Origin of the sequence: Labrys sedimenti (assembly GCF_034424805.1) — a bacterium.
Lineage (GTDB): Bacteria > Pseudomonadota > Alphaproteobacteria > Rhizobiales > Labraceae > Labrys > Labrys sedimenti.
Genome location: NZ_JAXOUF010000001.1, coordinates 741,945 through 765,796, shown reverse-complemented (window position 1 = coordinate 765,796; position 23,852 = coordinate 741,945). Strand labels below are relative to the sequence as shown.

Here is a 23,852-nt window from a genome sequence, read left to right as displayed (position 1 = left end):
GCCGGTCTGAAGATCGGCACACCAGGAGCCTACAGCCTGGCGATATCGCCCCGGGCCCAATTTTCCTTGGTTTCGGCCTTGAACTCGGCAAAGCGCCCTTCGGCGATGGCGGCGCGCATGCCGGCCATCAGCTCCTGGTAGTAAGCCAGGTTGATCCAGGTCAGCAGCATCATGCCGAGGATCTCGTTGGCCTTGGTGAGATGGTGCAGATAGGCGCGGCTGTAGTCGCGCGCGGCGGGACAGGACGAGGCCTCGTCCAGCGGGCGCGGATCCTCGGCATGGCGGGCATTCTTGAGATTGACCTTGCCGAAACGCGAATAGGCCAGGCCATGGCGCCCGGCACGGGTCGGCATGACGCAATCGAACATGTCGATGCCGCGCGATACGCTTTCGATCAGATCGTCCGGTGTGCCGACACCCATGAGATAACGCGGCTTTTCGCGCGGCAGATGCGGCTCAACCGTTTCGATCATCTCCAGCATCACGGCCTGCGGTTCGCCGACGGCGAGCCCTCCGACAGCGTAGCCGGGGAAGTCCATGCCAGCCAGCGCCTGCGCAGAGGCAATGCGCAGATCGGGAATGTCGCCGCCCTGCACGATGCCGAAGATCGCCTTGCCGGGCTGGGTGCCGAAGGCGCGCTTCGAGCGCTCGGCCCAATCGAGCGACAGCCGCATGGCGCGCTCGATATCCTTACGGGTCGAAGGCAGGCGCACGCATTCATCGAGCTGCATGATGATGTCGGAATCGAGCAGGGTCTGGATTTCGACCGAGCGCTCGGGCGTGAGGCGATGGGAGGAGCCGTCGATATGGCTGCGGAAGGTGACGCCGTTCTTGTCGAGCTTGCGCAGTCCAGCCAGCGACATCACCTGGAAACCGCCGGAATCGGTGAGGATCGGGCCCTGCCAGCGCGAGAATTCGTGCAGGCCGCCGAACGCAGCGACCCGCTCGGCGCCGGGGCGCAGCATGAGGTGATAGGTGTTGCCGAGGATGATGTCGGCGCCGAGGTCCTTGACCTGGTCGATATACATCGCCTTGACCGTACCGGCGGTGCCGACCGGCATGAAGGCCGGTGTGCGCACGCTGCCGCGCCCCAGATGCAGGGCGCCGGTGCGAGCGGCACCCTCGGTGGCATGGATGGCGAAGGAGACCTCGCCGGCGGTCGTCGGTGTCGAAGTATTCAGCATGGCGCCCGCCATAGCAGACTGGCATCGCCATAGGAATAGAAGCGGTAGCCCTCGGCGATGGCATGGGCATAGGCCACCTTCATGGTGTCGTAGCCGGCGAAGGCCGAGACCAGCATCATCAGGGTCGAGCGAGGCAAATGGAAATTGGTCATCAAGGCGTCGGCCGTGCGGAAGTCATGGCCCGGTGTGATGAAGATCGAGGTCTCGTCAGCGAAAGCGTTGATCGTGCGGTCTGCCGCAGCAGCGCTTTCGAGCAGGCGCAGCGACGTGGTGCCGACGGCGATGATGCGCCCTCCCCTCGCCTTGCCTTCATTGAGCGCTTGCGCCGTCTCGGCGGTCACAACCCCGAACTCGGCATGCATCTTGTGTTCGGACAGATCCTCGCCCTTCACCGGCAGGAAGGTGCCCGCGCCGACATGCAGCGTGACGAAATGGCGGGCAATGCCGGCCGCATCCAGCCTTGCAAACAGGTCCGGGGTGAAATGCAACCCGGCCGTGGGAGCGGCTACCGCGCCATCAGCCTTGGCATAGATGGTCTGGTAGTCCTCGCGATCCCGGGCATCCTCGGCTCGCTTGGAGGCGATATAGGGCGGGAGGGGAATGTGGCCGACCGTGGCGATCGCCACGTCCAGCTCGGCGCTTTCGAGTGAAAAGCGCAGCGTGACCTCGCCGCCTTCGCCCTTTTCCTCGACGGCGGCACTCAGGTCTTCGCCGAATTCGATGGTGTCACCCACGGCCAGGCGCTTGCCGGGGCGGGCGAAGGCCTTCCACTGCGCCGGCCCGAGGCGCTGGTGGAGCATCGCTTCGATAGCGGCCCCTGCCCCTCCCGGGCGGCGACGCAGGCCATCCAGCCTGGCGGGGATGACCTTGGTGTCGTTGAAGACCAGCATGTCACCCGCACGCAGCAGCGTCGGCAGCTCGGACACGGTGCGATCGGCGAGCGTGTTGCCGAGGGGATCGACTTCGAGCAGGCGCGCCTGATCGCGCGGCTCGGCGGGGCGAAGCGCGATGTTTTCGGCAGGAAGATGAAAATCGAAATCGGAAACGCGCATAGTCAACGTCCAAGCAACCCAATTTAACGGTGCTTTGTTACAGGGCGTCATTGCGAGCGCCGCGAAGCAATCCAGGCTCTGCGTTTCATGGCACCTGGATTGCTTCGCGGCGCTCGCAATGACGTTTTAAACTGCAAAGGGCACCACCGGATTTCTCCGGTAGTGCCCGATCTTCTGTCTCGGCTTTGTTCAGACGATGTCGGCCTGAACGCGCATCGAGACGATCTTGTCGGGGTTTACCACCGGCTCGCCGCGCTTGATCTTGTCGACATTCTCCATGCCTTCGACGACCTTGCCCCAGACCGTGTACTGGCGATCGAGGAACTTGGCGTTGTCGAACACGATGAAGAACTGCGAGTTGGCGGAGTTCGGCATCGAGGAACGGGCCATCGAGCAGATGCCGCGCACATGCGACTCGTCGTTGAACTCGGCCGGCAGGTTCGGATGCTTGGAGCCGCCGGTGCCGCGGCCGTCGGGGCAGCCGGCCTGCGCCATGAAACCATCGATCACCCGATGGAAGACGATGCCGTCATAGAACTTCTCGCGGGCGAGCAGCTTGATGCGCTCGACATGCTGGGGGGCGAGGTCCGGACGCAGTTCGATGACGACACGGCCCTGCGTGGTTTCCATGACGATCGTGTTTTCGGGATCAGCGGCCATCGGCACGCTCCTTTCTTTCGGAAAGTGAAGTGGAATGACGGCTAGATAGTGCCTGGCCGCCCTTCTTGCAATTGGCGAATGGTGCCATGGTCATCCCGGATGCGCTGCGGCGCGAAGCGATGCTGCGCAGATCCGGAACCGTATGACGAATGAGGCGCTTCATTTGGAGCGCGGTTACTGGTCGACATTGCACCATTTCATGCTGCAATGCGCCTGGAACGACATATCTACTTGGCCAACTGCATCTTGATGATCTTGTCGGGATTGCTGACCATGCCGTTGTCGCTGGAATCGCCCTTCTTGATCTTGTCGATGGCGTCCATGCCGGACACCACTTCGCCGACGATAGTGTACTGGCCATCCAGGCTGGCCTGCGGGGCATACATGATGAAGAACTGCGAATTCGCCGAATTCGGATCGGAGGAACGGGCCATGCCGACGACGCCGCGCACGAACTTGGCCTTGTTGGTGAATTCGGCCTTGAGGTCAGGCAGGTCCGAGCCGCCGGTGCCGGTGCCGGTGGGATCGCCGGTCTGGGCCATGAAACCCTCGATCACCCGATGGAAGACGATGCCGTTGTAGAAGCCGCGCTTCACCAGCGTCTTGATCTGCTCGACATGCTTGGGTGCGAGGTCGGGACGCAGCTTGATGGTGGCGCGGCCATACTGGGTGTCGAGATAGACGGTGTTGGCATCGGCTTGCGCAGCCTGAGCGGGGGCCACGGCGAAAAGGCCGATCACGACGGCCAAAGCAGAAAGAATACGAAGCAAGGATTGTCTCCCTCGAAGACGGAATGGATTGCGGGGTTTTGCCCTAGGGCGTCGATTTGGCGAACCGCGCCTTCAGGCGGCGCAGCACGCCTGCCGGTACGAATCCGGAGACATCGCCACCCATGGCCGCGATTTGGCGCACAAGCGTGGCGGTGATAGGGCGCACGATCGGCGAGGATGGCAGGAATACGGTCTGCACACCGGGCGCCAGGGCCGCATTCATGCCGGCCATCTGCATTTCATAGTCGAGATCGGTGCCGTCCCTGAGGCCGCGGATCAGCAAGGTCGCTCCCACGCGCCGGGCCGCATCGACGGCGAGATCCGCAAAGGTGACGACTTCCAATTGGTCAGGACCGAGCAAGGGGCCGCAATCCTCGCGGATCATGTCCATGCGCTCTTCTGCCGTGAACAAGGGAGCCTTGCCAGGATGCACGCCAATAGCGACCACCAATCGATCAGCTACGGCCGCAGCGTGCCGGATGACGTCGACATGGCCGTTGGTCAGAGGGTCGAAAGAGCCCGCATAGAAGGCCGTCCTAGGCGTGGCATGGGCTGAAGTCATGGCACTCTCATCGTTGGAGCGTATCGTTGGCTATAATCTCGGGTTTGACGGCGTAGTGATCGCCGAGGGGAAGGCAATCGAGGACAAAAGCCTTGCAGCCTGGCCGCCTTGCTTGCCGTGACGCGAAGTCTCGGCAACGCTTGCCCTTCCCATCCGACCATTATTAACCTCGTCAAACTCCAGACTATAACCGATGGCACGCCCTAAGGCTTAAGCCGAAGGTCCAGGCATCCGGAATGTTTCATTTTGGTACACTCTGCGCCGACCATTGAGGCGAGGCCCGTCTGCGGAAGGCAACGAAAATCGTTCCGATGATCGACCGCTCAGGGAACTTTCTGGCCGGCCATCGCATTATCCGGGGCACGACACAGTTCAAGCGAAATGCCTCGGAATTTACGATCCAACGGGTAAATTCTGCCCCAAAACGGTTGATGCACATGGCCCTCGCTGTTCTCGTCTCCAACGCCCTTGTCGCGCAAACGCCCAACCCGCGAGGACGGCGTGTGCGAAAGCGCACGGCGAGTCACGGTCGCATCATGGTTAATGAGTCATAAGTGATCAAACAAGGTTGAGACATACCTGAACTGATAGGATGCATGGCTATGACAACCCTTCGCCCCGCTCTGGCAATCGGTGCAAGCCTCTTCGCCCTCGCCGCCGCCTCTCTTCTCGATGTGGCCCGCATGCAGCCCCAACAGGTTGCCGCCAGCCGCGGCGACAGGCTGAACGTTGCATCCCTCGCTGCCGATTGCAGCAAGAATTCAATCATTGCCGCCTGCGCAGGCGATGCCGCTGCCAAGCAGGCGATGCCGCCGGTGACGCTGATCCAAGTTTATCAGGACACCGGCAAGACCACGCTGGTCAAGGTCAAGCTGCCGCAATGATCCCCTTATTATCCCTCGCATCATCCGTAACCTGTGGTGATGTGATGGCTTCCTCCCTCCAAGACCGCCGGTTCGGCTGATCGCAAAAGCCCTTCCGGAACTTACAAACGGCACCCTTCGCGGGGTGCCGCTTTTTTTGTTTGGGGCTATTCTTCGCCGCCTTCCTCGTCTTCGTCACCCTCATCGCTGACGCGCTCGACGGAGACGACTTTCTCCCCCTCGGCCGTGTTGAAGACGATGACGCCTTGCGAGCCGCGTCCGACGATGCGGATGCCCTCGACCGGGCAGCGGATGAGTTGGCCGCCATCGGTCACCAGCATGATCTGGTCGCTGTGCTCGACGGCATAGGAGGAGACCAGCTTGCCATTGCGCTGGTTGACGGCCATGGCCACGATGCCTTTGCCGCCACGTCCGGTGATGCGATACTCGTAGGAGGAAGAGCGCTTGCCATAACCATTTTCGGAAATGGTGAGGATGAACTGCTCCTCGGCCGAGAGCTGGGCGTAACGCTCGGTGGAGATTTCCACAGAGGTGTCGCTCGTCTCCTCGGTATCCTCGACGCCGTTGTCGCCGTTTTCGGTCTCACCGGCCACAGCGCGCCGCATCTTGAAATAGGCGGATCGCTCCTCGGGAGAAATCTCGCGGTGGGCGATGATATCCATGGCGATGACGGTGTCCTCGCCCTCCAGCCGGATGCCGCGCACGCCCATGGAGTCACGCCCCTTGAACACGCGCACGTCGGGTACGGGGAAGCGGATGCACTGGCCGAGAGCGGTGGTGAGCAGCACATCGTCTGCCTCGGTGCAAATCGAGACGTCCCGGATCTGCTCGCCTTCCTCCAGCTTCATCGCGATCTTGCCGGCGCGGTTGACCTGGACGAAGTCCGAGAGGTCGTTTCGCCGCACCGTGCCGGAGGAGGTGGCGAACATGATGTGCAGCGTCGCCCACTGGTTCTCATCCTCGGGCAGCGGCATGATCGAAGTGATCCGCTCGTCCGCCTCGATCGGCAGCAGGTTGATGAAGGCCTTGCCGCGCGCCTGGGGCGCCGCCAGCGGCAGACGCCAGACCTTCTCCTTGTAGACGCGTCCCTTGGAGGAGAAGAACAGCACCGGCGTGTGGGTGTTCGCCACGAACAGATAGGTGACGAAATCCTCTTCCTTGGTCTGCATGCCGGAGCGGCCCTTGCCGCCGCGGTGCTGCGCCCGATAGGTGGAGAGAGGCACCCGCTTGACATAGCCGGCGTGGGACACGGTCACCACCATGTCCTCGCGCTGGATCAGGTCCTCGTCCTCGAAATCGGCATCCGAATCGAGGATCTCGGTGAGGCGCGGCGTGGCGTGCAGCGCCTTCATCTCCTCGAGTTCCGTACGGGCGATCGCCATGATGCGCGCGCGTGAGCGCAGGATGTCGAGATAGTCGCGGATCTGGTCGGCCAGAGTCTGCAGCTCGTCGCCGATTTCGTCGCGCCCGAGAGCCGTCAGGCGGGCCAGGCGCAGTTCCAGGATAGCGCGGGCCTGGGCATCCGAGAGGCGGTAGGTGCCGTCCTCGTTCATCGGGTGCTTGGGATCGTCGACCAGCAGGATCAGTGGCGCAATATCGCCCGTCGGCCAATCGCGGCCCATCAAGGCCTCGCGGGCCGTGTTCGGGTCGGGGCTGGTGCGGATGATGCGGATGACCTCGTCGATATTGGCGACGGCGGTGGCGAGGCCGCACAGGATATGGGCGCGGTCGCGCGCCTTGTTCAGCAGATATTTGGTGCGGCGGCTGATCACCTCCTCACGGAAGTCGACGAAGGCCGAGATCATGTCCTTGAGGTTGAGCAACTCGGGGCGGCCGCCATTCAGCGCCACCATGTTTGCCCCGAAGCTGGTCTGCAGCGAGGTGAAGCGGTAGAGCTGGTTCAGCACCACCTCGCCGACCGCGTCACGCTTGAGCTCGATGACGAGGCGCATGCCCTGGCGGTCGGACTCGTCGCGGACTTCGGCGATGCCCTCGATCCGCTTCTCGCGCACCAGTTCGGCGATGCGCTCCTGCAACGTCGCCTTGTTGACCTGGTAGGGAATGGCGGTGACGATGATGGCGTCGCGGTCCTTGCGGATTTCCTCGATCGTGGCGCTGGCGCGCATGATGATCGAACCACGGCCGGTGTTGTAGGCCGAGCGGATGCCCGAGCGGCCGACGATGTTGGCGGCGGTCGGGAAATCGGGGCCCGGGATCAGTTCCATCAGATCGTCGATGGTGATGGCCGGATTGTCGATATAGGCTAGGCAGCCGTCGATCACCTCACCGAGATTGTGGGGCGGGATGTTGGTGGCCATGCCGACCGCGATGCCGCCGGCACCATTGACCAGCAGGTTGGGAAAGCGCGCCGGCAGGACGGACGGCTCTTCCTTGGTGCCGTCATAGTTTTCCTGGAAGTCGACCGTAGCCTTGTCGATGTCGTCGATCATCGCCACGGCGGCCTTCGACATGCGCGACTCGGTGTAGCGCATCGCCGCCGGCGGATCGCCGTCCACCGACCCGAAATTGCCCTGCCCGTCCACCAGCATCAGGCGCATGGAGAAGGGCTGGGCCATGCGGACCAGGGCGTCGTAGATCGACTGGTCGCCATGGGGGTGATACTGACCCATGACGGCGCCGACGATGTTGGCCGACTTGACGTATTTGCGGTCGGGCGTGTGGTTGTTCTCGTACATGGAATGCACGATGCGCCGATGGACCGGCTTCAGGCCGTCACGCACGTCCGGCAGGGCACGGCTCACGATCACGCTCATGGCGTAATCGAGATAGCTGCGCCTCATCTCGTCGGTGATGGAAGTCGAGCGGATGTCGGACGGTTCCCCGTCATCCGGCCTCTTGTCGTTTTCGTCAGTCAATGCACGGCCTCAAACCGATTCTGCGGCGTCCTCATGAACAAATCGCGTCTTGGGAAACGCTCCTTGCTCACGCTCTTCGTTCTCGACGCGTCCCAAGGCAAAATGCGCTCAAACGTGAACGCCAATTTGCTCTAGCACCTTGTTTCGACGCATCTTTGCGATTTGAAGTCGTCCGTTCAAATCGCAACACGCTTTGGCGACTCTCAGTGATTCCATTAAATCGCCAAACGCTTTAGCCCATTCCGCCCCCCGGTACCACCCTGGCGCTTCCGGTGCCAACAGCATTCTTCGATTTGTCTTTCAAAGGGTTATTCGCGACTCTTACCGAATGCTCTGGAGCCGAAAAACATGGCATGCGTGAGGCGAGCGGCCCTGACGATGAAAGCACCTGCTCATGCCGGCTTGCGTCCGCATACACCGGTTGCGCATCCGTAAAAGAACTTCAGGTAGTCAACCTGCAGGCCTTCCGCCTCCAGCATGCGGGCGAAGGCGGAGGCATCGCCGAAATTGGTGCTGTAGGTGCCGATCATGGCGAAGTCCTGGGCTCCCTTCAGCAGGAAGCGCTCGATCATGGGCAGCACCATCTTGAGATGGAACAGATAGAGCGGACGAAGCCACCATCCCTTGGGATCGGAGGCCTCGATCAGCGAGAAACAACCGCCCGGTTTGAGGCAGCGGGCGATCAAGGCTGCAAGTTTGCGATGCTGGCCAGGATTGAACGTCTTCAGACCAAAGGTCGAAATCACGAAATCCGCGCTGCTGTCCGGTAAATTGCTGGACAGGACGTCGTCCTCGATGAAGGCGATCTTGTGGGCCCGGTGAGCATGAAGGCGGGCCATCGCGCGCTGACGCATGCCCGTGGAGATATCGACGGCGATGATGCTTGCGGTCGTCGGATGGCGTTTCAGGAGATGAGGCCAGACCTCGCCGGTGCCGGCCATGAGATCATAGCCCATGGCAGCCGGGGCTGGCGGCGCTGGCAGCGCCTCGACGCATTGCCGGCGCCAGCGTTCAGTGAAGCCGAGCGAGCACCAGGTGCTGAACGCGATATATTTATCGGAACAGCGATCGAAGACGCCTTTCACGAATTGCGGGTCATAGATGTCTTCGGTCATTCGCCACCGCAACTAACGTTTCGTGACGCCCTACGGCAACAGGATCGAGGATCCCGTCGTGCCCCGCCCTTCCAGTTCCTCATGCGCCTTGCGGGCATCCTTGAGCTGATAGCGCTGGTTGACCGGGATCTTCACCTTGCCGGAGGCGACCGTCTCGAACAGGTCGCCGGCCGTCGCCAGCAGGTCGGCGCGTTCGGCAACATAGGTTCCCAAGGTTGGGCGGGTAGCAAAGAGCGAACCCTTCTGGGACAGGAGCAGCATGGGAACCGGCTCGACCGGGCCGGAGGCATTGCCGAAGGAAACCCACATGCCGAGTGGCCTCAGACAGTCGAGCGAACCGGGGAAGGTATCCTTGCCGACACCGTCATAGACCACCTCGCATTTGCGGCCATCGGTGATTTCGGCCACCCGCTTCACCCAGTCCTCGCTGCGATAGAGAATGGTGTGGTCGGCGCCGTTGGCGCGCGCCAGCGCGGCCTTTTCTTCCGAGCCCACCGTGCCGATCACCGTCGCGCCGAGCGCCTTGGCCCATTGGCACAGGATCAGCCCGACACCGCCCGCGGCCGCATGCACCAGGACCGTCTGGCCGGTTGAGACCTTGAAAGTGCGCCGGATCAGATATTGCGCCGTCATGCCCTTGAGCATCATGCCGGCTGCCTGCTCGTAGGAAATCGCCTCCGGCAACGGCACGAGCCGGTTGGCGGGATAGGTGCGCTCGGAGGCATAGCTGCCGACGGCACCGGCATAGGCCACGCGGTCGCCGGGCTTGAAGTTGCCCACCCCCTCGCCGACCGCGATCACTTCCCCCGCCCCTTCCGCGCCGAGGGTGAACGGCAGGGACGGCGCCTTGTAGAGGCCGGAGCGGTAATAGGTATCGATATAGTTCACGCCGCAGGCATGCTGGCGGATCAGGACCTCGCCGGCGGCGGGCAGCGGCGTGGCGACCTCCTCATAGGTCAAAACCTCGGGGCCGCCGGTCTGATGAACGCGAATGGCTGCGGGCATGGCAAATACCTGTGGTTGAAATCACGTGATGAAACGAAGGGGCGCTTTCAGGTGGCTTGCAGCATGGCTCGACGTCCTGCCACCCGACGATGTTACCGACGCTTGCGATGATGTCCAGGGCCGCCGGAAGTCATGGAAACACCCGGGCCTCGGACACTACTTGGCCATGCGATCATGAACCGGCGCCGTGCGGAAATATCCGAGGATCAGGAAATAGACGCCGATGATGCAAAGCGCCCAGGTGACCCAGGGGGCCGGATCGACATTCTCCCAGATCGCCATGATTGCCAGCACGGACCATACCACCAGCAGGATCAGCGTAGGCAGCCTCAGCTTGGCCACGCGCAACGGATGCACGAAGACGAAGGATGCGAAGGTCATCAGGCCGAGTGCCAGCACCGCCAGGAAGATGATCGTCATGGAGAGGATCGTCGGCTCGGCCGGGCTGAGCAGGAAGAAATAGAACACGATCAGGTTCCACACCGCCGGAAAGCCCTTGAACCAAGCGTCCTCCGTCTTCATCTCGTTGTCGGCGAAATACATCGCGCTGGTGAGAAGAATCACGGCCATGGCGATGAGGTTGAGCACATTGCTCGAACCGCCCAGCATGCCCGAACTGTAGAGGGCATAGGCCGGGACGATGACATAGGTCAGATAGTCGATGATCAGATCGAGAGCGACGCCCGACCAGCGGGGCGAGGCTTCGGTGATGTTGATCTTGCGGGCAATCGTGCCGTCGATGCCGTCCACGAACAGGGCGAGCGCCAGCCAGGCGAACATCGTGCGCCAATCGTGCTGGACAGCCGCTATCAGGGCAAGAAATCCCCACAGCACGCCGCTGGCCGTAAACAGATGCACACCGAAAGCCAGCCGCTTCTGCTGCGGGGTTATCGGATTGCCGGAAGGTATAGGAGGTGATGAAGCCAACGCTGCTCGGATTCTCTACTGAGGGAGCGTCATCATATCGCCACATAACCCCGGCGCTAGAATATTTTCGTCTCCAGGCCCGGGTGCCCACAAGAACGTCTGCGCAGGCACGTCCGTCCACCATGCGATCTCGCAGGGGGCGGCCGGCGGTTGACACATCCCCTCCCCGGCACCATCACTGCATGAACCACCCACATCGCCGAGCCGGAAGCCGAAAACGAGCGCGCGATCCATGGAATGGTCCGGACTATCTCTGGCGTCCACCGATATGCTCGGAGCGCCCCCGTGGTTCTGGGCGATCTTCGCATCGTCCATCACCGTCATTCTCATCTTCGATCTGGGCTATCTCAATCGCCGCATTCCGGTGCTGTCGCTCGGCCAATCGATTGGTTTGACGGCGGCCTATGCCGTGCTGACCGCCATGTTCGGTTGCGGCGCATGGCTGTATTTCGGCCCGGAGAAAGGATCGCTGTTCTTCACCGCCTATGCGCTCGAGCAGTCGCTTTCGATCGACAATGTCTTCGTGATGTCGGTGATCTTCGCCTTTTTTGGCGTGCCTCGCCGATATCAGCATCGCGTGCTGTTCTGGGGGATCGTCGTCGCCATCGTCCTCAGGGGCGTCTTCGTCGGCTTGGGCGCGGCAATCGTGGCGCGATTTGCCTGGGTACTCTATCTGTTCGGCCTCTTCCTGGTCGTGACCGGGCTGCGCATGCTGCGCGGCGTGGACGAACAGGTGGACCTCGACCAGAACAGGGCGGTTGCCTGGTTCATGCGCCATTTGCGCATGACGACGAAAATCGAGAACGAGCACTTCTTCGTCCGCCTGCTCGATGGCGACGGCAAGCCCGTCCTCCACGCGACACCGCTGTTCGCCGCCTTTGCGGTGATCAACGTGGCCGACATCGTCTTTGCCGTGGACAGCGTGCCGGCGGTGCTGTCCCAGACGCAGGACCCCTTCATCGTCTACACCTCGAACATCTTCGCCATTCTCGGTCTGCGGGCGCTCTATTTCGTCATCGACGCGCTCATCGCCAAATTTCGCTATCTGAAGGTCGCGTTGGCGGCATTGCTGGTTTTTATCGGCGTCGTGATTTTCTATGAGCGCCTCGTCGGCGAGTTCGACAATGTGCTGACCATGGCGATCACCTTCGCGACGCTGGGGATCGCCATCCTCGCCTCGATCCTGACTTCCGCGAAAACCTGATCGCATCAACCGGATCGGGCGACGCCCCGTCGTGTAGATGTTCGAATTGATCGCATGCGACGGCGGCCTGCATCTGGTATAGACAACTTAGTCCTTGCGCTGATGCGGCAAACTCTGTATGGACCCGGCTTCGCTTCGGCCGGAGGCTGAACGGATGGCTGCGCTTGCGCAGAGGAACCCCCAGGGTTCCGGCATCCCGTGTCTTCGCCCTCTTAAGACATTCCTCGACGGCCTGCCGGGTCACGAGGGGCTTCGCGCCAGGCGAACGTGACAACCACGACGCGTTGTAACCAAAGGACAGGCCATCTCATGCCGAATTACGAGCATGTCTTCCTGGCTCGCCAAGACGTGACCTCCCAGCAGGTCGAAGCGCTGACCGCCCAGTTCAAGGGTGTCATCGAAGCGCATGGCGGCACCGTCGGCAAGACCGAATATTGGGGCGTCAAGTCCCTGCAGTATCGCATCAAGAAGAACCGCAAGGCTCATTTCACGCTGCTGAACATCACCGCGCCGCATGCGGCCCTGGCTGAAGTCGAGCGTCAGATGTCGATCTCCGAAGATATCCTGCGCTTCCTCACCCTTTCCGTCGACGAGCTCGAGGAAGGTCCCTCGGCCATGCTGCGCAAGTCCGATCGCGACGAGCGTCGCGACGACGACCGCGGCTTCGGCTTCGGCGGCGGCCGTGGCGGCCCCCGTTCGGGCGGCAATGATCGTGGCCCGCGCCGCGAGCGCTTCGAAGGCTCTTCGGAAGAGCAGCAGGGAGAAGAGTGATCATGGCTACCGCACCTGGACGCCGCCCCTTCTTCCGTCGCCGCAAGACCTGCCCGTTCTCGGGCCCGAATGCGCCGAAGATCGACTATAAGGACGTCAAGCTCCTGCAGCGCTACATTTCCGAGCGCGGCAAGATCGTTCCTTCCCGTATCACCGCGGTTTCGGCCAAGAAGCAGCGCGAGCTGGCTCAGGCCATCAAGCGCGCCCGTTTCCTGGGCCTGCTGCCCTACGTGATCGGCTGATGACTTTGCGGCGAGGCGCTTTTGTGCCTCGCCGCCTATCTCCAACGACAGTCAGCCGGGCGATCCGGCCATGGCTGGGGTCTTCACCACAAGACCTCTAACCGCGACAGCGGGACAGCTCGACGATGCAACGCGATATTCCTATCGGCCTTGGTGCCGGCCTTGCCGCAGCCATCCTGGCGCTCGCTCCCCTGAGCGGCTCGGGCTTCGGCATCTTGCTCTCGGTTCTCTCCGCGTTGCCGATCACCCTGGCCACGCTGTGCTGGGGATACCGTGCCGGCCTTGCCGCCGCCATCGCCGCCATGGCAGTGCTGGCCCTGGTTGCCTCGGGCGTCGCCGCCCAATCTTCCGATTCCTCCCCCTTCCGTCTCGCCCTGCAGTTCGGTGTTTCCCGAGCCCTGCCGGCCTGGGGACTGGCTTATCTCGCCGTCGCCGGTTATGGCGACAGTGCGATTGATCGTGCGCCCCTCTCGCTTGGCACCTTGGCGGTCGTCGCTGCCGTGCTGGGAATGGCAGGGACCCTTTTCGGCATCCTCGCACTCGGCTCGACCCCCGAACAGGCGCTGGCCAATCTGCGCACCGAACTCATGCAGGCCTATCGCATCATGATGGGCGGATCGAAGGATCAACCGATTCCCGCCAAGGACGGCGTGGATCCGGAAGCGTTCCTGCAGGTCTTCAGCGTGATCCTGTTGCCGCTCGCCGCCTTGTTCACCACGGTGTCCAATCTTGGAGGCCTGTGGCTGTCGGCACGCATTGCCCTGATCTCGGGCCGCCTGCCCCGCCCCTGGCCCGACGTGGCGGCTGAACTCCGCCTCCCGATCTGGTCGCTCGGCCTGTTGGCGATTGCCAGCGCCGTCTCGCTGCTTCCAGGCACGGTCGGCTTTGCCGGGCAGTTGCTGCTGGCGGCGTTGCTCGGTGCCTTCCTGGTCCAGGGATTTGCCGCGGTGCATGTCCTTACGCGTGGCGGAGCCATGCGTCCGCTGATCCTGGCCGTGACCTATCTGCTGTGTGTGTTCCTGTCCTGGATCGCGATGCCGCTGATGATCGTGTTCGGCCTGGTCGAGACTTTCTTCAATCTGCGCGGCCGCTTTGGCGACCGCTCCAATACCCCCAGTACCCCCCGATAGACGAACAAAGGAGATGAACATGGAAGTCATTCTGCTGGAGCGCGTTTCCAAGCTTGGCCAGATGGGCGAGACCGTGAAGGTGAAGGACGGCTATGCCCGTAACTTCCTTCTGCCCAACAACAAGGCCCTGCGCGCCACCAAGGCCAACAAGGAGCGCTTCGAGAACGAGCGCGTGCAGCTCGAAGCCCGCAATCTCGAGCTCAAGAAGGAAGCCGAAGCCGTTGCCGCCAAGCTGGAAGGCCAAACCTTCACGCTGATCCGCCAGGCTGGCGAGACCGGCCAGCTCTACGGTTCGGTCACGGCTCGCGACCTTGCCGAGACCTCGACCACCGGCGGCTTCACCGTGGCTCGTTCGCAGTTCGTGCTGAATACCCCGATCAAGACCATCGGCCTGCACAAGGTGCTCGTCCACCTGCATCCGGAAGTGGAAGTCACCGTCACCGCCAACATCGCCCGTTCGCCCGAAGAAGCCGAGCGCCAGATCCGCGGCGAAGACGTGCTGGCCCCGCAGGACGACGAGGACACCTTCGAGAACCCCGAGGACATCGAGATCCCCGGCGTTCCCGGCACCGGCGAGCAGCCCGAGGTCTGATTCTCGACCCTTCGACACGATCAAGAGCCGGGCGCTTGTCGCCCGGCTTTTATTTTGCCCGGTTGTGAATCACTGTGAATTGCCGATCAAAGGCCAAGGGGAGCGGCGAGCGTGCTAAGCTTGCTGCCCGACGAATCACGATCCCAAGAGCCTGATGTCCACACCTGTCGAAGCCACCGTACACAAGCTCGAGACCGGCCAAGCCGTGACCTTTCGGCAGGCCCCCAGCAATGTCGAAGCCGAGCAGGCCCTGCTCGGCGCCATTCTGGTCAACAACGAAGCATTCTACCGGGTTTCCGACTTCCTGCTGCCCGAGCATTTCTTCGACCCTTTCCATCGCAGGATCTTCGAGATCGCCTCGAGCCTCGTGCGCGCCGGCAAGATGGCGACGCCCATCACGCTGAAGACCTTTCTCGGTCCGGACCAGGACATTGGCGGGCTCACCACGCAGCAATATCTCATCCGCCTCGCCACTGAAGCGACCACAGTCATCAACGCGGCCGATTATGGCCAGATCATCTACGACCTCGCTCTCCGGCGCTCCCTGATCCAGGTCGGCGAGGAACTGGTCAACGTCGCTTATGACGCCCCGGTCGACATGACCCCCGGGGACCAGATCGAGGAGGCAGAGCGCCGGTTGTTCGCTTTGGCCGAGACGGGACGCAACGAAGGCGGTTTCTCGACCTTCTCGGATGCGCTGAAGGATGCCATCGACATGGCCTCCGCCGCCTATCAGCGCGATGGGCAATTGTCGGGTCTTGCCACCGGCCTCGACGATCTCGACAGGATGATGGGCGGCCTGCAGCCGTCCGACCTCATCGTTCTTGCCGGTCGTCCCGGCATGGGCAAGACCTCGCTTGCCACCAATATCGCCTACAACATCGCCAAGAATTACCAGTTCGAGATCCTGCCAGACGGTTCACGCAAGACCATCGATGGCGGTTCGGTCGGCTTCTTCTCGCTGGAAATGTCCGCCGAACAGCTCGCCACCCGCGTCGTGGCCGAGCAGGCCAACGTGCCTTCCTACAAGATCCGCCGCGGCGATCTTTCGGAGGACGAGTTCAGCCGCCTGGTCACCGCCAGCCAGGACATGCAGGCGACGCCGCTCTATATCGACGACAGCGGCGGCATTTCCATCGCCCAGCTCGTGGCGCGCGCACGGCGCTTGAAGCGCCAGCGCGGCCTCGACCTCCTGATCGTCGACTACATCCAGCTCCTCACCGGTTCGGGCAAGAAGGGCAGCGAGAACCGCGTGCAGGAAATCACCGAGATCACGACGGGCCTCAAGGCGCTGGCCAAAGAGCTGAATGTGCCGCTCATTGGCCTGTCTCAGCTCTCGCGTCAGGTGGAATCGCGTGACGACAAGCGTCCGCAGCTCTCGGATCTGCGTGAATCCGGCTCGATCGAGCAGGACGCCGACGTGGTGATGTTCGTGTTCCGCGAGGAGTACTACGTGAAGAACAAGATGCCGAAGGAAGGCAGCGAGGAGTTCTTCAAATGGCAGGCCGAGATGGAAAGCCTGGCCGGTGTCGCCGAAGTGATCATCGGCAAGCAGCGCCACGGTCCGACCGGCACCGTCAAGGTGCAGTTCGACGCCGACGTCACTCGTTTCGGCAATCTTGCCCGCACCGATCATCTGCCGATCCAGACTGGCGAATAGGCGTCGACCATCTGGAAGGCGCGATCTTTGCGGTCCCGCCTTCCGCCAGATTCCAACCCGCTCTATGGTCTGCGCATGACCGATTCCCTGCCTCCCGTTTATGCCCGCCTGACCATCGACACCGACGCCCTCGCCGCCAATTGGCGGCGTTGCGGGCAGCAGCGGCCTAAGGCCGAATGTGCGGCCGTGGTGAAGGCCGATGGCTATGGCCTGGGCATCGACAATGTCGTACCCGCCCTTAGCCGGGCAGGCTGCGGTACCTTCTTCGTCGCCCAGATCGACGAAGGTATTCGCGTGCGCAAGCTCGCTCCGGATGCCACGATCTATGTCCTGAGCGGCCTTGCGCCCGGCCATGGCGACAGGTTTGCCGCGAATGCCCTGAGGCCGGCCTTGGGCTCGCGCGAAGAATTGCGGGAATGGTCCGCCTTCGTTGCCGCCACCGGCTGGCAGGGAGGTGCCGCCTTGCACGTGGATACCGGCATGTCCCGGCTCGGGCTGCGCATCGACGAAGCCCATGCCCTGGCCGCGGAGGGAGAGCTCTTCAGACCTTCCCTGCTGATGAGCCACCTCGCCTGCGCCGATACGCCCGAACATCCGCTCAATGCCAGGCAGTTCGAGGCTTTTACCGGCGTCAGATCGCTCTATCCGGATGTGCCCGCCTCGCTCTGCAATTCCTACGGCACCTTCCTGCCGGCAGAGATCGGCTACGATCTGCTGCGTCCGGGCGTGGCGCTGTACGGCTCCAACCCCCTGCCCGGTCAACCCAATCCGATGCGGCCGGTCATCACCCTTTCAGCCCAGGTCCTGCAGGTTCGCAACGTGCTTCCCGGCGAATATGTCGGCTATGGCGCGACCTGGACGAGTCGGCAGCCCGCCCGCATTGCGATGGTGGCTATCGGCTATGCCGACGGCTATATGCGTTCGGGCTCCTCCTCCGACGATTTCGACTCAGCGCTGGCGTATGTCGCAGGCAAATACTGCCTGATCGCCGGACGCATCTCGATGGACATGACGGCGATCGACGTGACGGATCTGCCGGCAGACACGGTGAAACGGGGCGATTGGGTTGAACTGATCGGGCCCAATCTGCCGGTCGATGAGGTGGCGCGCCGTGCCGGTACGATCGGCTATGAGATACTCACCAGCCTGGGGACTCGCTATGATCGGCACCTGGCGGTCTAGGCGATAGCGCCTGCCCTTGCCGTCGGTCACCACAGGCGTTGCTCGGGAAGAATGCAATGATCGACCATTTCGGCTTTCCGGTTCGTGACTATCGACGTTCCCGTGCCTTCTACGACCAAGTTCTCGCGCCGCTCGGCTATTCGGTGCAAAAAGAAGTCACGCGGGAGATGACCGGCAACACCGCCCAGTGCGGCTATGGCACGGACGGGCGGCCTCAATTCTGGCTTGGGGATGGCGACACCAGGGAGGGCAGCTTCCACATTGCCTTCGCTGCAAAAAACAGGAAGGCGGTGGATGCCTTTTATGCCGCCGCATTGGCCGCTGGTGCGCGCGACAATGGCCCGCCTGGAATTCGGGCTCATTACCATCCCAACTACTATGCGGCCTTCGTGCTCGATCCGGATGGCCATAATATCGAGGCGGTCTGCCACCTGCCCGGCTGACGGAATCTCGCTTTCGAGAGCCCGATGAAGACGGGTGTCGTCGACTTTCGTTTCACGCATATGTCGCGTCGACGGAGCATATTTTCTACGAGATTGTTCCGGGAGACCTCGATTTCGCCGGCGATGTTGACTTTCATCACCATCTTTGACAATCGAGATTTTGCAATGCGCTGCTTTTAGTCTCCCATTTGGAAGCTTACGGAAAGTAATCTCATGCCGATCGTTTCGGATGTCATCGCCGCTATTACAGATTTTGCGATGGCGCGCATCAATATATTGTTGATGATGGCAACGTTCGTGTCGGGTGGTGTGTTTGCTTTCTTGTTCTTGCTGGCCGATACGAATGCCAGCCGAAATATTCGAGGGTTTCTTCGCTTTTTTATGCCTGTTTCGGGATGGCTTAGTCACTCGACGAAAATCGACGTTCTCCTGTACTTCATCATCAAATTCTCCTTTCGATGGGTGGCTCTTTTCGCAGCGATCCTGACCACGTTCCTAGCGGAGAAGGCCGGTGCGGCGCTGAGTGCCTGGTTCCAGTTCGATCAGAAATTGCAAGCCGGGCCGGTGACGATTGTCATATTATGTATAATTATGTTCATGTTTTCCGATCTTGGAGAGTTCATAAGTCATTATACCCAGCACAAAAATCGTTATCTTTGGGAATTCCATAAGATTCATCACTCGGCCACCTTCCTGACGCCGCTTACCGCCTCGCGCGTGCATCCGGTAGGTGTACTTCTCGATGCCGTATTCATTGGCCTATGCCGGGTCATACCGGTTACCTTGATCGTATTCTTCTATGGTTTATCCATCGTCGAGCTCCTGGCGATGCAGGCGAGCGCATCGCTGATCTTCTCGCTGCTGACATTGGGCACGCTTCAGCACACGCATTTTTCCATCAGCTTCGGGATCCTGGACCGCATCTTTATCAGTCCCCGCATGCATCAGGTCCATCACAGCGTGGCCCGCAAGCACTGGGACAAAAATATGGGTTCGAGATTGTCGATCTGGGACTGGATCGCCGGCACGGCCTATCTGGCGACGCGGGATGAAGTGCAGAAATACGGCATCGGCACGGTGGAGGACGAGCGCGGCGACTATCAGAGGATCTGGTGGTGCTTTCTCGGCCCGATCGTGAAATGCGCTGTCGCCATACGGCGTAGCGTCGCGCGGACAAAACGCATGATGCTGCACCCGGAGCGGGCCGGCGGCGAGTGAGGCTGCTGCTCGGGAATGCGGCTGGGCCTTAGCTCTTGTGTTCTAGCAACACCTGGCCGCGCTGTTGTATCAGCGTGGTCACCTTGTCTGCCAGCATCGTCAGGAAGATCGGCAGCAGGATGCTCACCGTCACCGTATCGTCGCCGATATCGACGCTACCCGAAACGGTCTGCTTGAACACGCTCAGGCGGCACTCGAACCTGTCACCGTTCCAGGTTTCCTCGAGCGCCGTGAATTGCCCGGCATAGCTGTCGCGCAGTTGCGCAATGCCATCTTCGATGCGCTTGCGGGCGGCTGCACGGCCAAGGCTGTGAGGAATGGTGACGGTCAGCGGGCGCGACATGGACTGTTCCAGGGTGGTGCGTGGTTGCCAAGATATAGGTTGTGGCTCGATGTGCCTGCAAGGGGAGGTCGTTCCTGGCCTGTGGGTTCAATTCTTGGCCTGTGGATTGCACTTGCAGGCCTGGGCGGCGACAGGCCAGGGGCGGTCTGTCGGATTTGATCAGACTCGACCCGCCCGCTAGAAGGGCATCATGGCCAAACGAAGCCCCTCCTTCATCTGTCAGAATTGCGGTGCCACCTATAATCGCTGGCAGGGCAAATGCGATGCCTGCGGCGAGTGGAACTCGATTGCCGAGGAAGCCAGCGCCATCGCAGCCGTTCCCGCCTCGCAGCGTCCAAGAGGACGGGGACGCGTCTTTGCGCTCGAAAGCCTGACGGGATCGACCGACGAAGCGCCGCGCCTGGTCTCGGGGATCGAGGAACTCGACAGGGTCACCGGTGGAGGCTTCGTGCGAGGCTCGGTCCTCCTGTTGGGAGGCGATCCCGGCATCGGCAAATCCACCCTTCTGATCCAGGCCTGCGCGGCGCTTGCCAACCGCAACGCCCGGGTCATCTATATTTCGGGCGAGGAGGCTGCGGCGCAGGTGCGGCTGCGGGCGGAGCGGCTGGAGCTTGCCAGTGCACCGGTGGAACTGGCCTCCGAGACCTCGGTCGAGGACATCCTGGCGACCTTCGAGCACGGCCCGCCGCCGCGCCTGGTCGTCATCGATTCGATCCAGACCATGTGGACGGACACGGTCGAATCGGCGCCTGGTACCGTCACGCAGGTGCGCGGTTCGGCGCAGGCCCTGATCCGCTACGCCAAACGGTCCGGCAGTACCGTCATTCTCGTCGGCCATGTCACCAAGGACGGGCAGATCGCCGGCCCGCGCGTCGTTGAGCATATGGTCGATGCCGTACTCTCCTTCGAGGGTGATGGCGGACGTGACTTCCGCATCCTGCGCGGCGTGAAGAACCGCTTCGGTCCCACCGACGAGATCGGCGTGTTCGAAATGACCGGGCTCGGCCTGCGCGAGGTGACCAATCCCTCCGCCTTGTTCCTGTCCGAACGCGATCTCGGATCTCCAGGCACGGCCGTGTTCGGCGGCATGGAGGGCACGAGGCCGCTTCTGGTCGAGATGCAGGCCCTGGTAGCGCCGACGAGCCTCGGTACGCCTCGGCGTGCGGTCGTGGGATGGGATTCCAGCCGCCTGTCCATGGTGTTGGCCGTGCTAGAAGCCCATTGCGGCGTCAAGCTGGGGGGGCACGATGTCTATCTCAACGTGGCCGGCGGCTTGCGCATCCAGGAGCCCGCGGCCGATCTTGCCGTAGCGGCAGCTTTGATCTCCTCTTTGACGGGCGCTCCCCTGCCCGCGGATGCCGTGTATTTCGGTGAAGTCTCGCTGTCTGGATCCGTCCGTCCGGTTGCGCATATGGGGCCCCGTTTGAAGGAAGCGGCCAAGCTCGGTTTCCATCGTGCCGTCTGTCCTGTGCCCGGAAACGAGTCGGGTTCGGACAGTGGCATGCAGGTGAACGGCGTTGCCTCACTTGCGACACTTGTTGCGGATATTGCCGCCTCTGGTGAAAGCCAAAGGCGGAAATCCACTAAAGTTTCGCCATGAAGCGGGCATTTCCGCCGATTGCGCTGCAGCAAATGGGTGACGCCGTGTCGAACCGTCGTTATAGAAAGGCGCGCGGCCTTGTCTGTCGCGTCGCCTATGCAGGTATTTGCAGTATTTCCCGGTAAAACCCATTCGCGGGCTTTACCGGGAAACACTGCTTCCAAATCAGGATAGACCGCCAATGCCCGTAACGCTGCTGGATCTGATCGTCATCGGCGTCATGCTGATTTCGGCCCTTCTCGCAATGGTACGAGGCTTCACCCGCGAAGTTCTGGCCATTGCCGCCTGGGCCGCTGCCGCAATAGCCACCTTGTTGCTGTTCTCGCGGGTGCTGCCGCTGGTCACGCCCTATATCAAGAACGATACGCTGGCTCGTATTGCGACAGGTGCCGGCATCTTCCTGCTCGTTCTCCTGATCGCCTCCTTCATCACGATCCGTATCTCGGACATGATCCTGGACAGCCGGATCGGGGCGATCGATCGGACCTTCGGTTTCCTGTTCGGTGCGGCTCGCGGTCTTCTGCTCGCCATCGTCGCCTTCATCTTCTTCAGCTATCTGGTGCCGCCCAAGTCGGAGCCGACCTGGGTGCAGGATGCCAAATCCCGCCAGCTTCTGGTGTCCGGGCGCGACTGGATCCTTACCCTGTTGCCGAGCGATCCCGAAAACGTGATCCTCAAGCAATTGCGAGCCAATGAAGTGATCGGGCCTGGTGCCGACACCAACACCAATACGCAGGAACCGGATCCGGATGCCGCCGGCGCTCCCGCCGCTCCGCAGACCCAGCCGGCACCCCCGGCTCCGGCGGCGCCTGCGCCTGCACAATGATGCGATTGCATTGCCACAGTAAACTTCCCAGCAGGTATGCTGGAAAAGTCGATCGGTGGTATTATCTCAATGTCGAACGGAGCGGCGAAACCTGGTTTCGGGCCGCTCACCCTTTTTTGGAGAAAAAATCCAAGTGAGCGCCATGGCCCGTGACAACGACGATCTGGATCTCGACGCCGACCGCCTGCGTGAGGAATGCGGTGTGTTCGGCATCTTCGGACACAGCGAGGCAGCGGCGATCACCACCCTCGGTCTCCATGCCTTGCAGCATCGCGGGCAGGAAGCCTGCGGCATCGTCACCTTCGACGGCGTGCGCTACAATTCGGAACGGCGGCTCGGGCTGGTCGGCGACACCTTCTCCAAACGCGAGGTCATCGAGCGCCTGCCCGGCTCCCAGGCCATCGGGCACACCCGCTATTCGACGACGGGCGGCACCATCCTGCGTAATGTGCAGCCCTTGTTCGCGGAGCTCGAGGGCGGCGGTTTCGCCGTTGCCCACAACGGTAATCTCACCAACGGACTGACGCTGCGCCGTGAACTGATCGCCCGCGGCTCGATCTTCCAGGCCACCTCGGACAGCGAGGTGATCCTGCATCTTGTCGCGCGCTCGACACGCGAGAAGTTCATCGATCGCTTCATCGATGCCCTGTTCCAGATCGAGGGGGCCTATGCCTTTGTCGGCCTGACCAACCACATGCTGGTCGGCGCCCGCGATCCGCTCGGCATTCGCCCCCTGGTGCTAGGCGAACTCGATGGCTGCTACATCCTTGCTTCCGAGACCTGCGCCCTCGACATCATCGGTGCCCGCTTCGTGCGCGACATCGAGAATGGCGAGGTCGTCATCATCACCAAGGACGGCGTGGAATCACTGAAGCCCTTCCCGCGCGTGCCTCCCCGGCCCTGCATCTTCGAATATATCTACTTCGCCCGTCCGGACTCCATCGTTCACGGCCGCAGCGTCTATGCCGTGCGCAAGAGCTTCGGCGCCCAGCTTGCCGCCGAAGCCAGCGTCGAAGCCGATGTGGTGGTGCCGGTGCCGGATTCCGGCGTTCCCGCGGCGATCGGCTATGCCCAGGCGGCGGGCCTGCCCTATGAACTCGGCATCATCCGCAACCACTATGTCGGACGCACCTTCATCCAGCCGACCCAGGCCATCCGCGAAATGGGCGTGCGCATGAAGCATAGCGCCAATCGTTCGGTCATCGAAGGCAAGCGTGTCGTGCTGATCGATGATTCGATCGTGCGCGGCACCACGTCGGTGAAGATCGTGCGCATGATGCGCGATGCCGGGGCCAAGGAAGTGCATTTCCGCATTTCCAGCCCGCCCATCACCCATCCCGACTATTACGGCATCGATACGCCCGACAGGGAAAACCTGCTGGCGGCGCGAATGGATCTGGAAGCCATGCGGGCCTATATGGGTGCCGACTCACTGGCTTTCCTGTCTGTCGATGGCGTCTACAAGGCATGCGGTTACGACCAGCGTGACTCTGTCCGCCCGCAGTTCACCGATCATTGCTTCACCGGCGACTATCCGACCTTCCTGACCGATGTGGTCGGCGAAGGTGCCAAGCAGCAGTTCTCACTGCTCGCCGAAGCAAGCTGA

General features: G+C 62.0%; 23 protein-coding genes. 13 read left to right on the top strand and 10 right to left on the bottom strand.

All coding sequences use genetic code 11. The annotated features are described in order from the left end of the window. Positions 1–29 precede the first annotated feature (29 nt). The 5 genes from tgt to coaD form a co-directional block, all read right to left on the bottom strand. Complete coding sequence (gene tgt / locus U1R88_RS03585) at positions 30–1,184, bottom strand: tRNA guanosine(34) transglycosylase Tgt (RefSeq protein ID WP_322430001.1); 1,155 nt, start codon at positions 1,182–1,184, stop codon at positions 30–32. Continuing rightward, positions 1,178–2,236: a tRNA preQ1(34) S-adenosylmethionine ribosyltransferase-isomerase QueA gene (gene queA, locus U1R88_RS03580; RefSeq protein ID WP_322430000.1), complete on the bottom strand. Its 1,059-nt coding sequence runs from the start codon at positions 2,234–2,236 to the stop codon at positions 1,178–1,180. Before queA ends, tgt begins: the two co-directional genes overlap by 7 nt. A gap of 189 nt (positions 2,237–2,425) precedes the next feature. Further along, positions 2,426–2,896 (bottom strand): peptidylprolyl isomerase, encoded by a 471-nt coding sequence (locus tag U1R88_RS03575; protein WP_322429999.1) that lies wholly within the window; start codon positions 2,894–2,896, stop codon positions 2,426–2,428. A 227-nt stretch (positions 2,897–3,123) separates the two neighbouring features. After that, positions 3,124–3,666 carry a peptidylprolyl isomerase gene (locus tag U1R88_RS03570; RefSeq protein WP_425545379.1) on the bottom strand — a complete coding sequence of 181 codons (543 nt, stop codon included), beginning with the start codon at positions 3,664–3,666 and terminating at the stop codon, positions 3,124–3,126. A gap of 43 nt (positions 3,667–3,709) precedes the next feature. Further along, positions 3,710–4,228 carry a pantetheine-phosphate adenylyltransferase gene (gene coaD / locus U1R88_RS03565; RefSeq protein ID WP_322429998.1) on the bottom strand — a complete coding sequence of 173 codons (519 nt, stop codon included), beginning with the start codon at positions 4,226–4,228 and terminating at the stop codon, positions 3,710–3,712. Between the two features lie 602 nt (positions 4,229–4,830). Here coaD and U1R88_RS03560 point away from each other — a divergent pair. Then, entirely contained in the window at positions 4,831–5,112 is a 282-nt protein-coding gene (locus U1R88_RS03560) for a hypothetical protein (RefSeq protein ID WP_322429997.1), read from the top strand. A gap of 146 nt (positions 5,113–5,258) precedes the next feature. On the opposite strand, the gene gyrA is transcribed toward U1R88_RS03560, so the two are convergent. The 4 genes from gyrA to U1R88_RS03540 form a co-directional block, all read right to left on the bottom strand. Beyond that, the gene (gene gyrA / locus U1R88_RS03555) at positions 5,259–7,988 is read right to left on the bottom strand and encodes a DNA gyrase subunit A (RefSeq protein WP_322429996.1); all 2,730 of its coding nucleotides are present in this window, start codon (positions 7,986–7,988) and stop codon (positions 5,259–5,261) included. A gap of 392 nt (positions 7,989–8,380) precedes the next feature. Beyond that, entirely contained in the window at positions 8,381–9,103 is a 723-nt protein-coding gene (locus U1R88_RS03550) for a class I SAM-dependent methyltransferase (protein ID WP_322429995.1), read from the bottom strand. A gap of 30 nt (positions 9,104–9,133) precedes the next feature. Further along, complete coding sequence (locus U1R88_RS03545; protein ID WP_322429994.1) at positions 9,134–10,108, bottom strand: quinone oxidoreductase family protein; 975 nt, start codon at positions 10,106–10,108, stop codon at positions 9,134–9,136. Positions 10,109–10,264: 156 nt separating this feature from the next. Then, positions 10,265–11,035: a CDP-alcohol phosphatidyltransferase family protein gene (locus tag U1R88_RS03540; protein ID WP_322429993.1), complete on the bottom strand. Its 771-nt coding sequence runs from the start codon at positions 11,033–11,035 to the stop codon at positions 10,265–10,267. 268 nt (positions 11,036–11,303) lie between these two features. Between U1R88_RS03540 and U1R88_RS03535 the strand changes: the two genes are divergently transcribed. From U1R88_RS03535 to U1R88_RS03495, 9 genes are all read left to right on the top strand, one after another. Then, the gene (locus U1R88_RS03535) at positions 11,304–12,239 is read left to right on the top strand and encodes a TerC/Alx family metal homeostasis membrane protein (RefSeq protein ID WP_322429992.1); all 936 of its coding nucleotides are present in this window, start codon (positions 11,304–11,306) and stop codon (positions 12,237–12,239) included. Positions 12,240–12,548: 309 nt separating this feature from the next. Further along, positions 12,549–13,010, top strand: a complete 462-nt coding sequence (gene rpsF / locus U1R88_RS03530; RefSeq protein ID WP_068295064.1) for a 30S ribosomal protein S6 — start codon at positions 12,549–12,551, stop codon at positions 13,008–13,010. A gap of 2 nt (positions 13,011–13,012) precedes the next feature. Beyond that, a complete protein-coding gene (gene rpsR / locus U1R88_RS03525; RefSeq protein WP_068295067.1) occupies positions 13,013–13,252 on the top strand; it encodes a 30S ribosomal protein S18 in 240 nt (79 codons plus the stop codon). 125 nt (positions 13,253–13,377) lie between these two features. After that, positions 13,378–14,382 (top strand): DUF2232 domain-containing protein, encoded by a 1,005-nt coding sequence (locus U1R88_RS03520; protein ID WP_322429991.1) that lies wholly within the window; start codon positions 13,378–13,380, stop codon positions 14,380–14,382. A 19-nt stretch (positions 14,383–14,401) separates the two neighbouring features. Beyond that, complete coding sequence (rplI, locus tag U1R88_RS03515; protein ID WP_068295073.1) at positions 14,402–14,974, top strand: 50S ribosomal protein L9; 573 nt, start codon at positions 14,402–14,404, stop codon at positions 14,972–14,974. Positions 14,975–15,128: 154 nt separating this feature from the next. After that, positions 15,129–16,634 (top strand): replicative DNA helicase, encoded by a 1,506-nt coding sequence (locus U1R88_RS03510; RefSeq protein ID WP_322429990.1) that lies wholly within the window; start codon positions 15,129–15,131, stop codon positions 16,632–16,634. A 75-nt stretch (positions 16,635–16,709) separates the two neighbouring features. After that, entirely contained in the window at positions 16,710–17,816 is a 1,107-nt protein-coding gene (gene alr / locus U1R88_RS03505) for an alanine racemase (RefSeq protein WP_322429989.1), read from the top strand. Between the two features lie 56 nt (positions 17,817–17,872). Further along, positions 17,873–18,259: a VOC family protein gene (locus U1R88_RS03500; RefSeq protein ID WP_322429988.1), complete on the top strand. Its 387-nt coding sequence runs from the start codon at positions 17,873–17,875 to the stop codon at positions 18,257–18,259. A 213-nt stretch (positions 18,260–18,472) separates the two neighbouring features. Then, positions 18,473–19,477: a sterol desaturase family protein gene (locus tag U1R88_RS03495; protein WP_322429987.1), complete on the top strand. Its 1,005-nt coding sequence runs from the start codon at positions 18,473–18,475 to the stop codon at positions 19,475–19,477. Between the two features lie 28 nt (positions 19,478–19,505). Here U1R88_RS03495 and U1R88_RS03490 read toward each other — a convergent pair whose 3' ends face one another. Next, positions 19,506–19,820 (bottom strand): polyhydroxyalkanoic acid system family protein, encoded by a 315-nt coding sequence (locus tag U1R88_RS03490; protein ID WP_322429986.1) that lies wholly within the window; start codon positions 19,818–19,820, stop codon positions 19,506–19,508. Between the two features lie 190 nt (positions 19,821–20,010). Here U1R88_RS03490 and radA point away from each other — a divergent pair, with 190 nt between their 5' ends. The 3 genes from radA (at position 20,011) to purF (ending at position 23,852) form a co-directional block, all read left to right on the top strand. After that, positions 20,011–21,420, top strand: coding sequence for a DNA repair protein RadA (radA, locus tag U1R88_RS03485; RefSeq protein WP_322429985.1), 1,410 nt, complete (start codon positions 20,011–20,013; stop codon positions 21,418–21,420). A gap of 181 nt (positions 21,421–21,601) precedes the next feature. Further along, a complete protein-coding gene (locus U1R88_RS03480; RefSeq protein WP_322429984.1) occupies positions 21,602–22,246 on the top strand; it encodes a CvpA family protein in 645 nt (214 codons plus the stop codon). 142 nt (positions 22,247–22,388) lie between these two features. Beyond that, on the top strand, positions 22,389–23,852 hold the full coding sequence (purF, locus tag U1R88_RS03475; protein ID WP_322429983.1) for an amidophosphoribosyltransferase: 1,464 nt from the start codon (positions 22,389–22,391) through the stop codon (positions 23,850–23,852).

Coding starts and splice junctions, on each gene's coding strand:
- U1R88_RS03560 (WP_322429997.1), top strand. CDS start 4,831: ATGACAACCCTTCGCCCCGCTCTGGCAATCGGTGCAAGCCTCTTCGCC.
- U1R88_RS03490 (WP_322429986.1), bottom strand. CDS start 19,820: ATGTCGCGCCCGCTGACCGTCACCATTCCTCACAGCCTTGGCCGTGCA.
- U1R88_RS03575 (WP_322429999.1), bottom strand. CDS start 2,896: ATGGCCGCTGATCCCGAAAACACGATCGTCATGGAAACCACGCAGGGC.
- coaD (WP_322429998.1), bottom strand. CDS start 4,228: ATGACTTCAGCCCATGCCACGCCTAGGACGGCCTTCTATGCGGGCTCT.
- rpsR (WP_068295067.1), top strand. CDS start 13,013: ATGGCTACCGCACCTGGACGCCGCCCCTTCTTCCGTCGCCGCAAGACC.
- rplI (WP_068295073.1), top strand. CDS start 14,402: ATGGAAGTCATTCTGCTGGAGCGCGTTTCCAAGCTTGGCCAGATGGGC.
- U1R88_RS03545 (WP_322429994.1), bottom strand. CDS start 10,108: ATGCCCGCAGCCATTCGCGTTCATCAGACCGGCGGCCCCGAGGTTTTG.
- U1R88_RS03495 (WP_322429987.1), top strand. CDS start 18,473: ATGCCGATCGTTTCGGATGTCATCGCCGCTATTACAGATTTTGCGATG.
- radA (WP_322429985.1), top strand. CDS start 20,011: ATGGCCAAACGAAGCCCCTCCTTCATCTGTCAGAATTGCGGTGCCACC.
- rpsF (WP_068295064.1), top strand. CDS start 12,549: ATGCCGAATTACGAGCATGTCTTCCTGGCTCGCCAAGACGTGACCTCC.
- alr (WP_322429989.1), top strand. CDS start 16,710: ATGACCGATTCCCTGCCTCCCGTTTATGCCCGCCTGACCATCGACACC.
- queA (WP_322430000.1), bottom strand. CDS start 2,236: ATGCGCGTTTCCGATTTCGATTTTCATCTTCCTGCCGAAAACATCGCG.
- U1R88_RS03520 (WP_322429991.1), top strand. CDS start 13,378: ATGCAACGCGATATTCCTATCGGCCTTGGTGCCGGCCTTGCCGCAGCC.
- U1R88_RS03535 (WP_322429992.1), top strand. CDS start 11,304: ATGCTCGGAGCGCCCCCGTGGTTCTGGGCGATCTTCGCATCGTCCATC.
- tgt (WP_322430001.1), bottom strand. CDS start 1,184: ATGCTGAATACTTCGACACCGACGACCGCCGGCGAGGTCTCCTTCGCC.
- U1R88_RS03480 (WP_322429984.1), top strand. CDS start 21,602: ATGCCCGTAACGCTGCTGGATCTGATCGTCATCGGCGTCATGCTGATT.
- purF (WP_322429983.1), top strand. CDS start 22,389: ATGGCCCGTGACAACGACGATCTGGATCTCGACGCCGACCGCCTGCGT.
- U1R88_RS03500 (WP_322429988.1), top strand. CDS start 17,873: ATGATCGACCATTTCGGCTTTCCGGTTCGTGACTATCGACGTTCCCGT.
- U1R88_RS03510 (WP_322429990.1), top strand. CDS start 15,129: ATGTCCACACCTGTCGAAGCCACCGTACACAAGCTCGAGACCGGCCAA.
- U1R88_RS03550 (WP_322429995.1), bottom strand. CDS start 9,103: ATGACCGAAGACATCTATGACCCGCAATTCGTGAAAGGCGTCTTCGAT.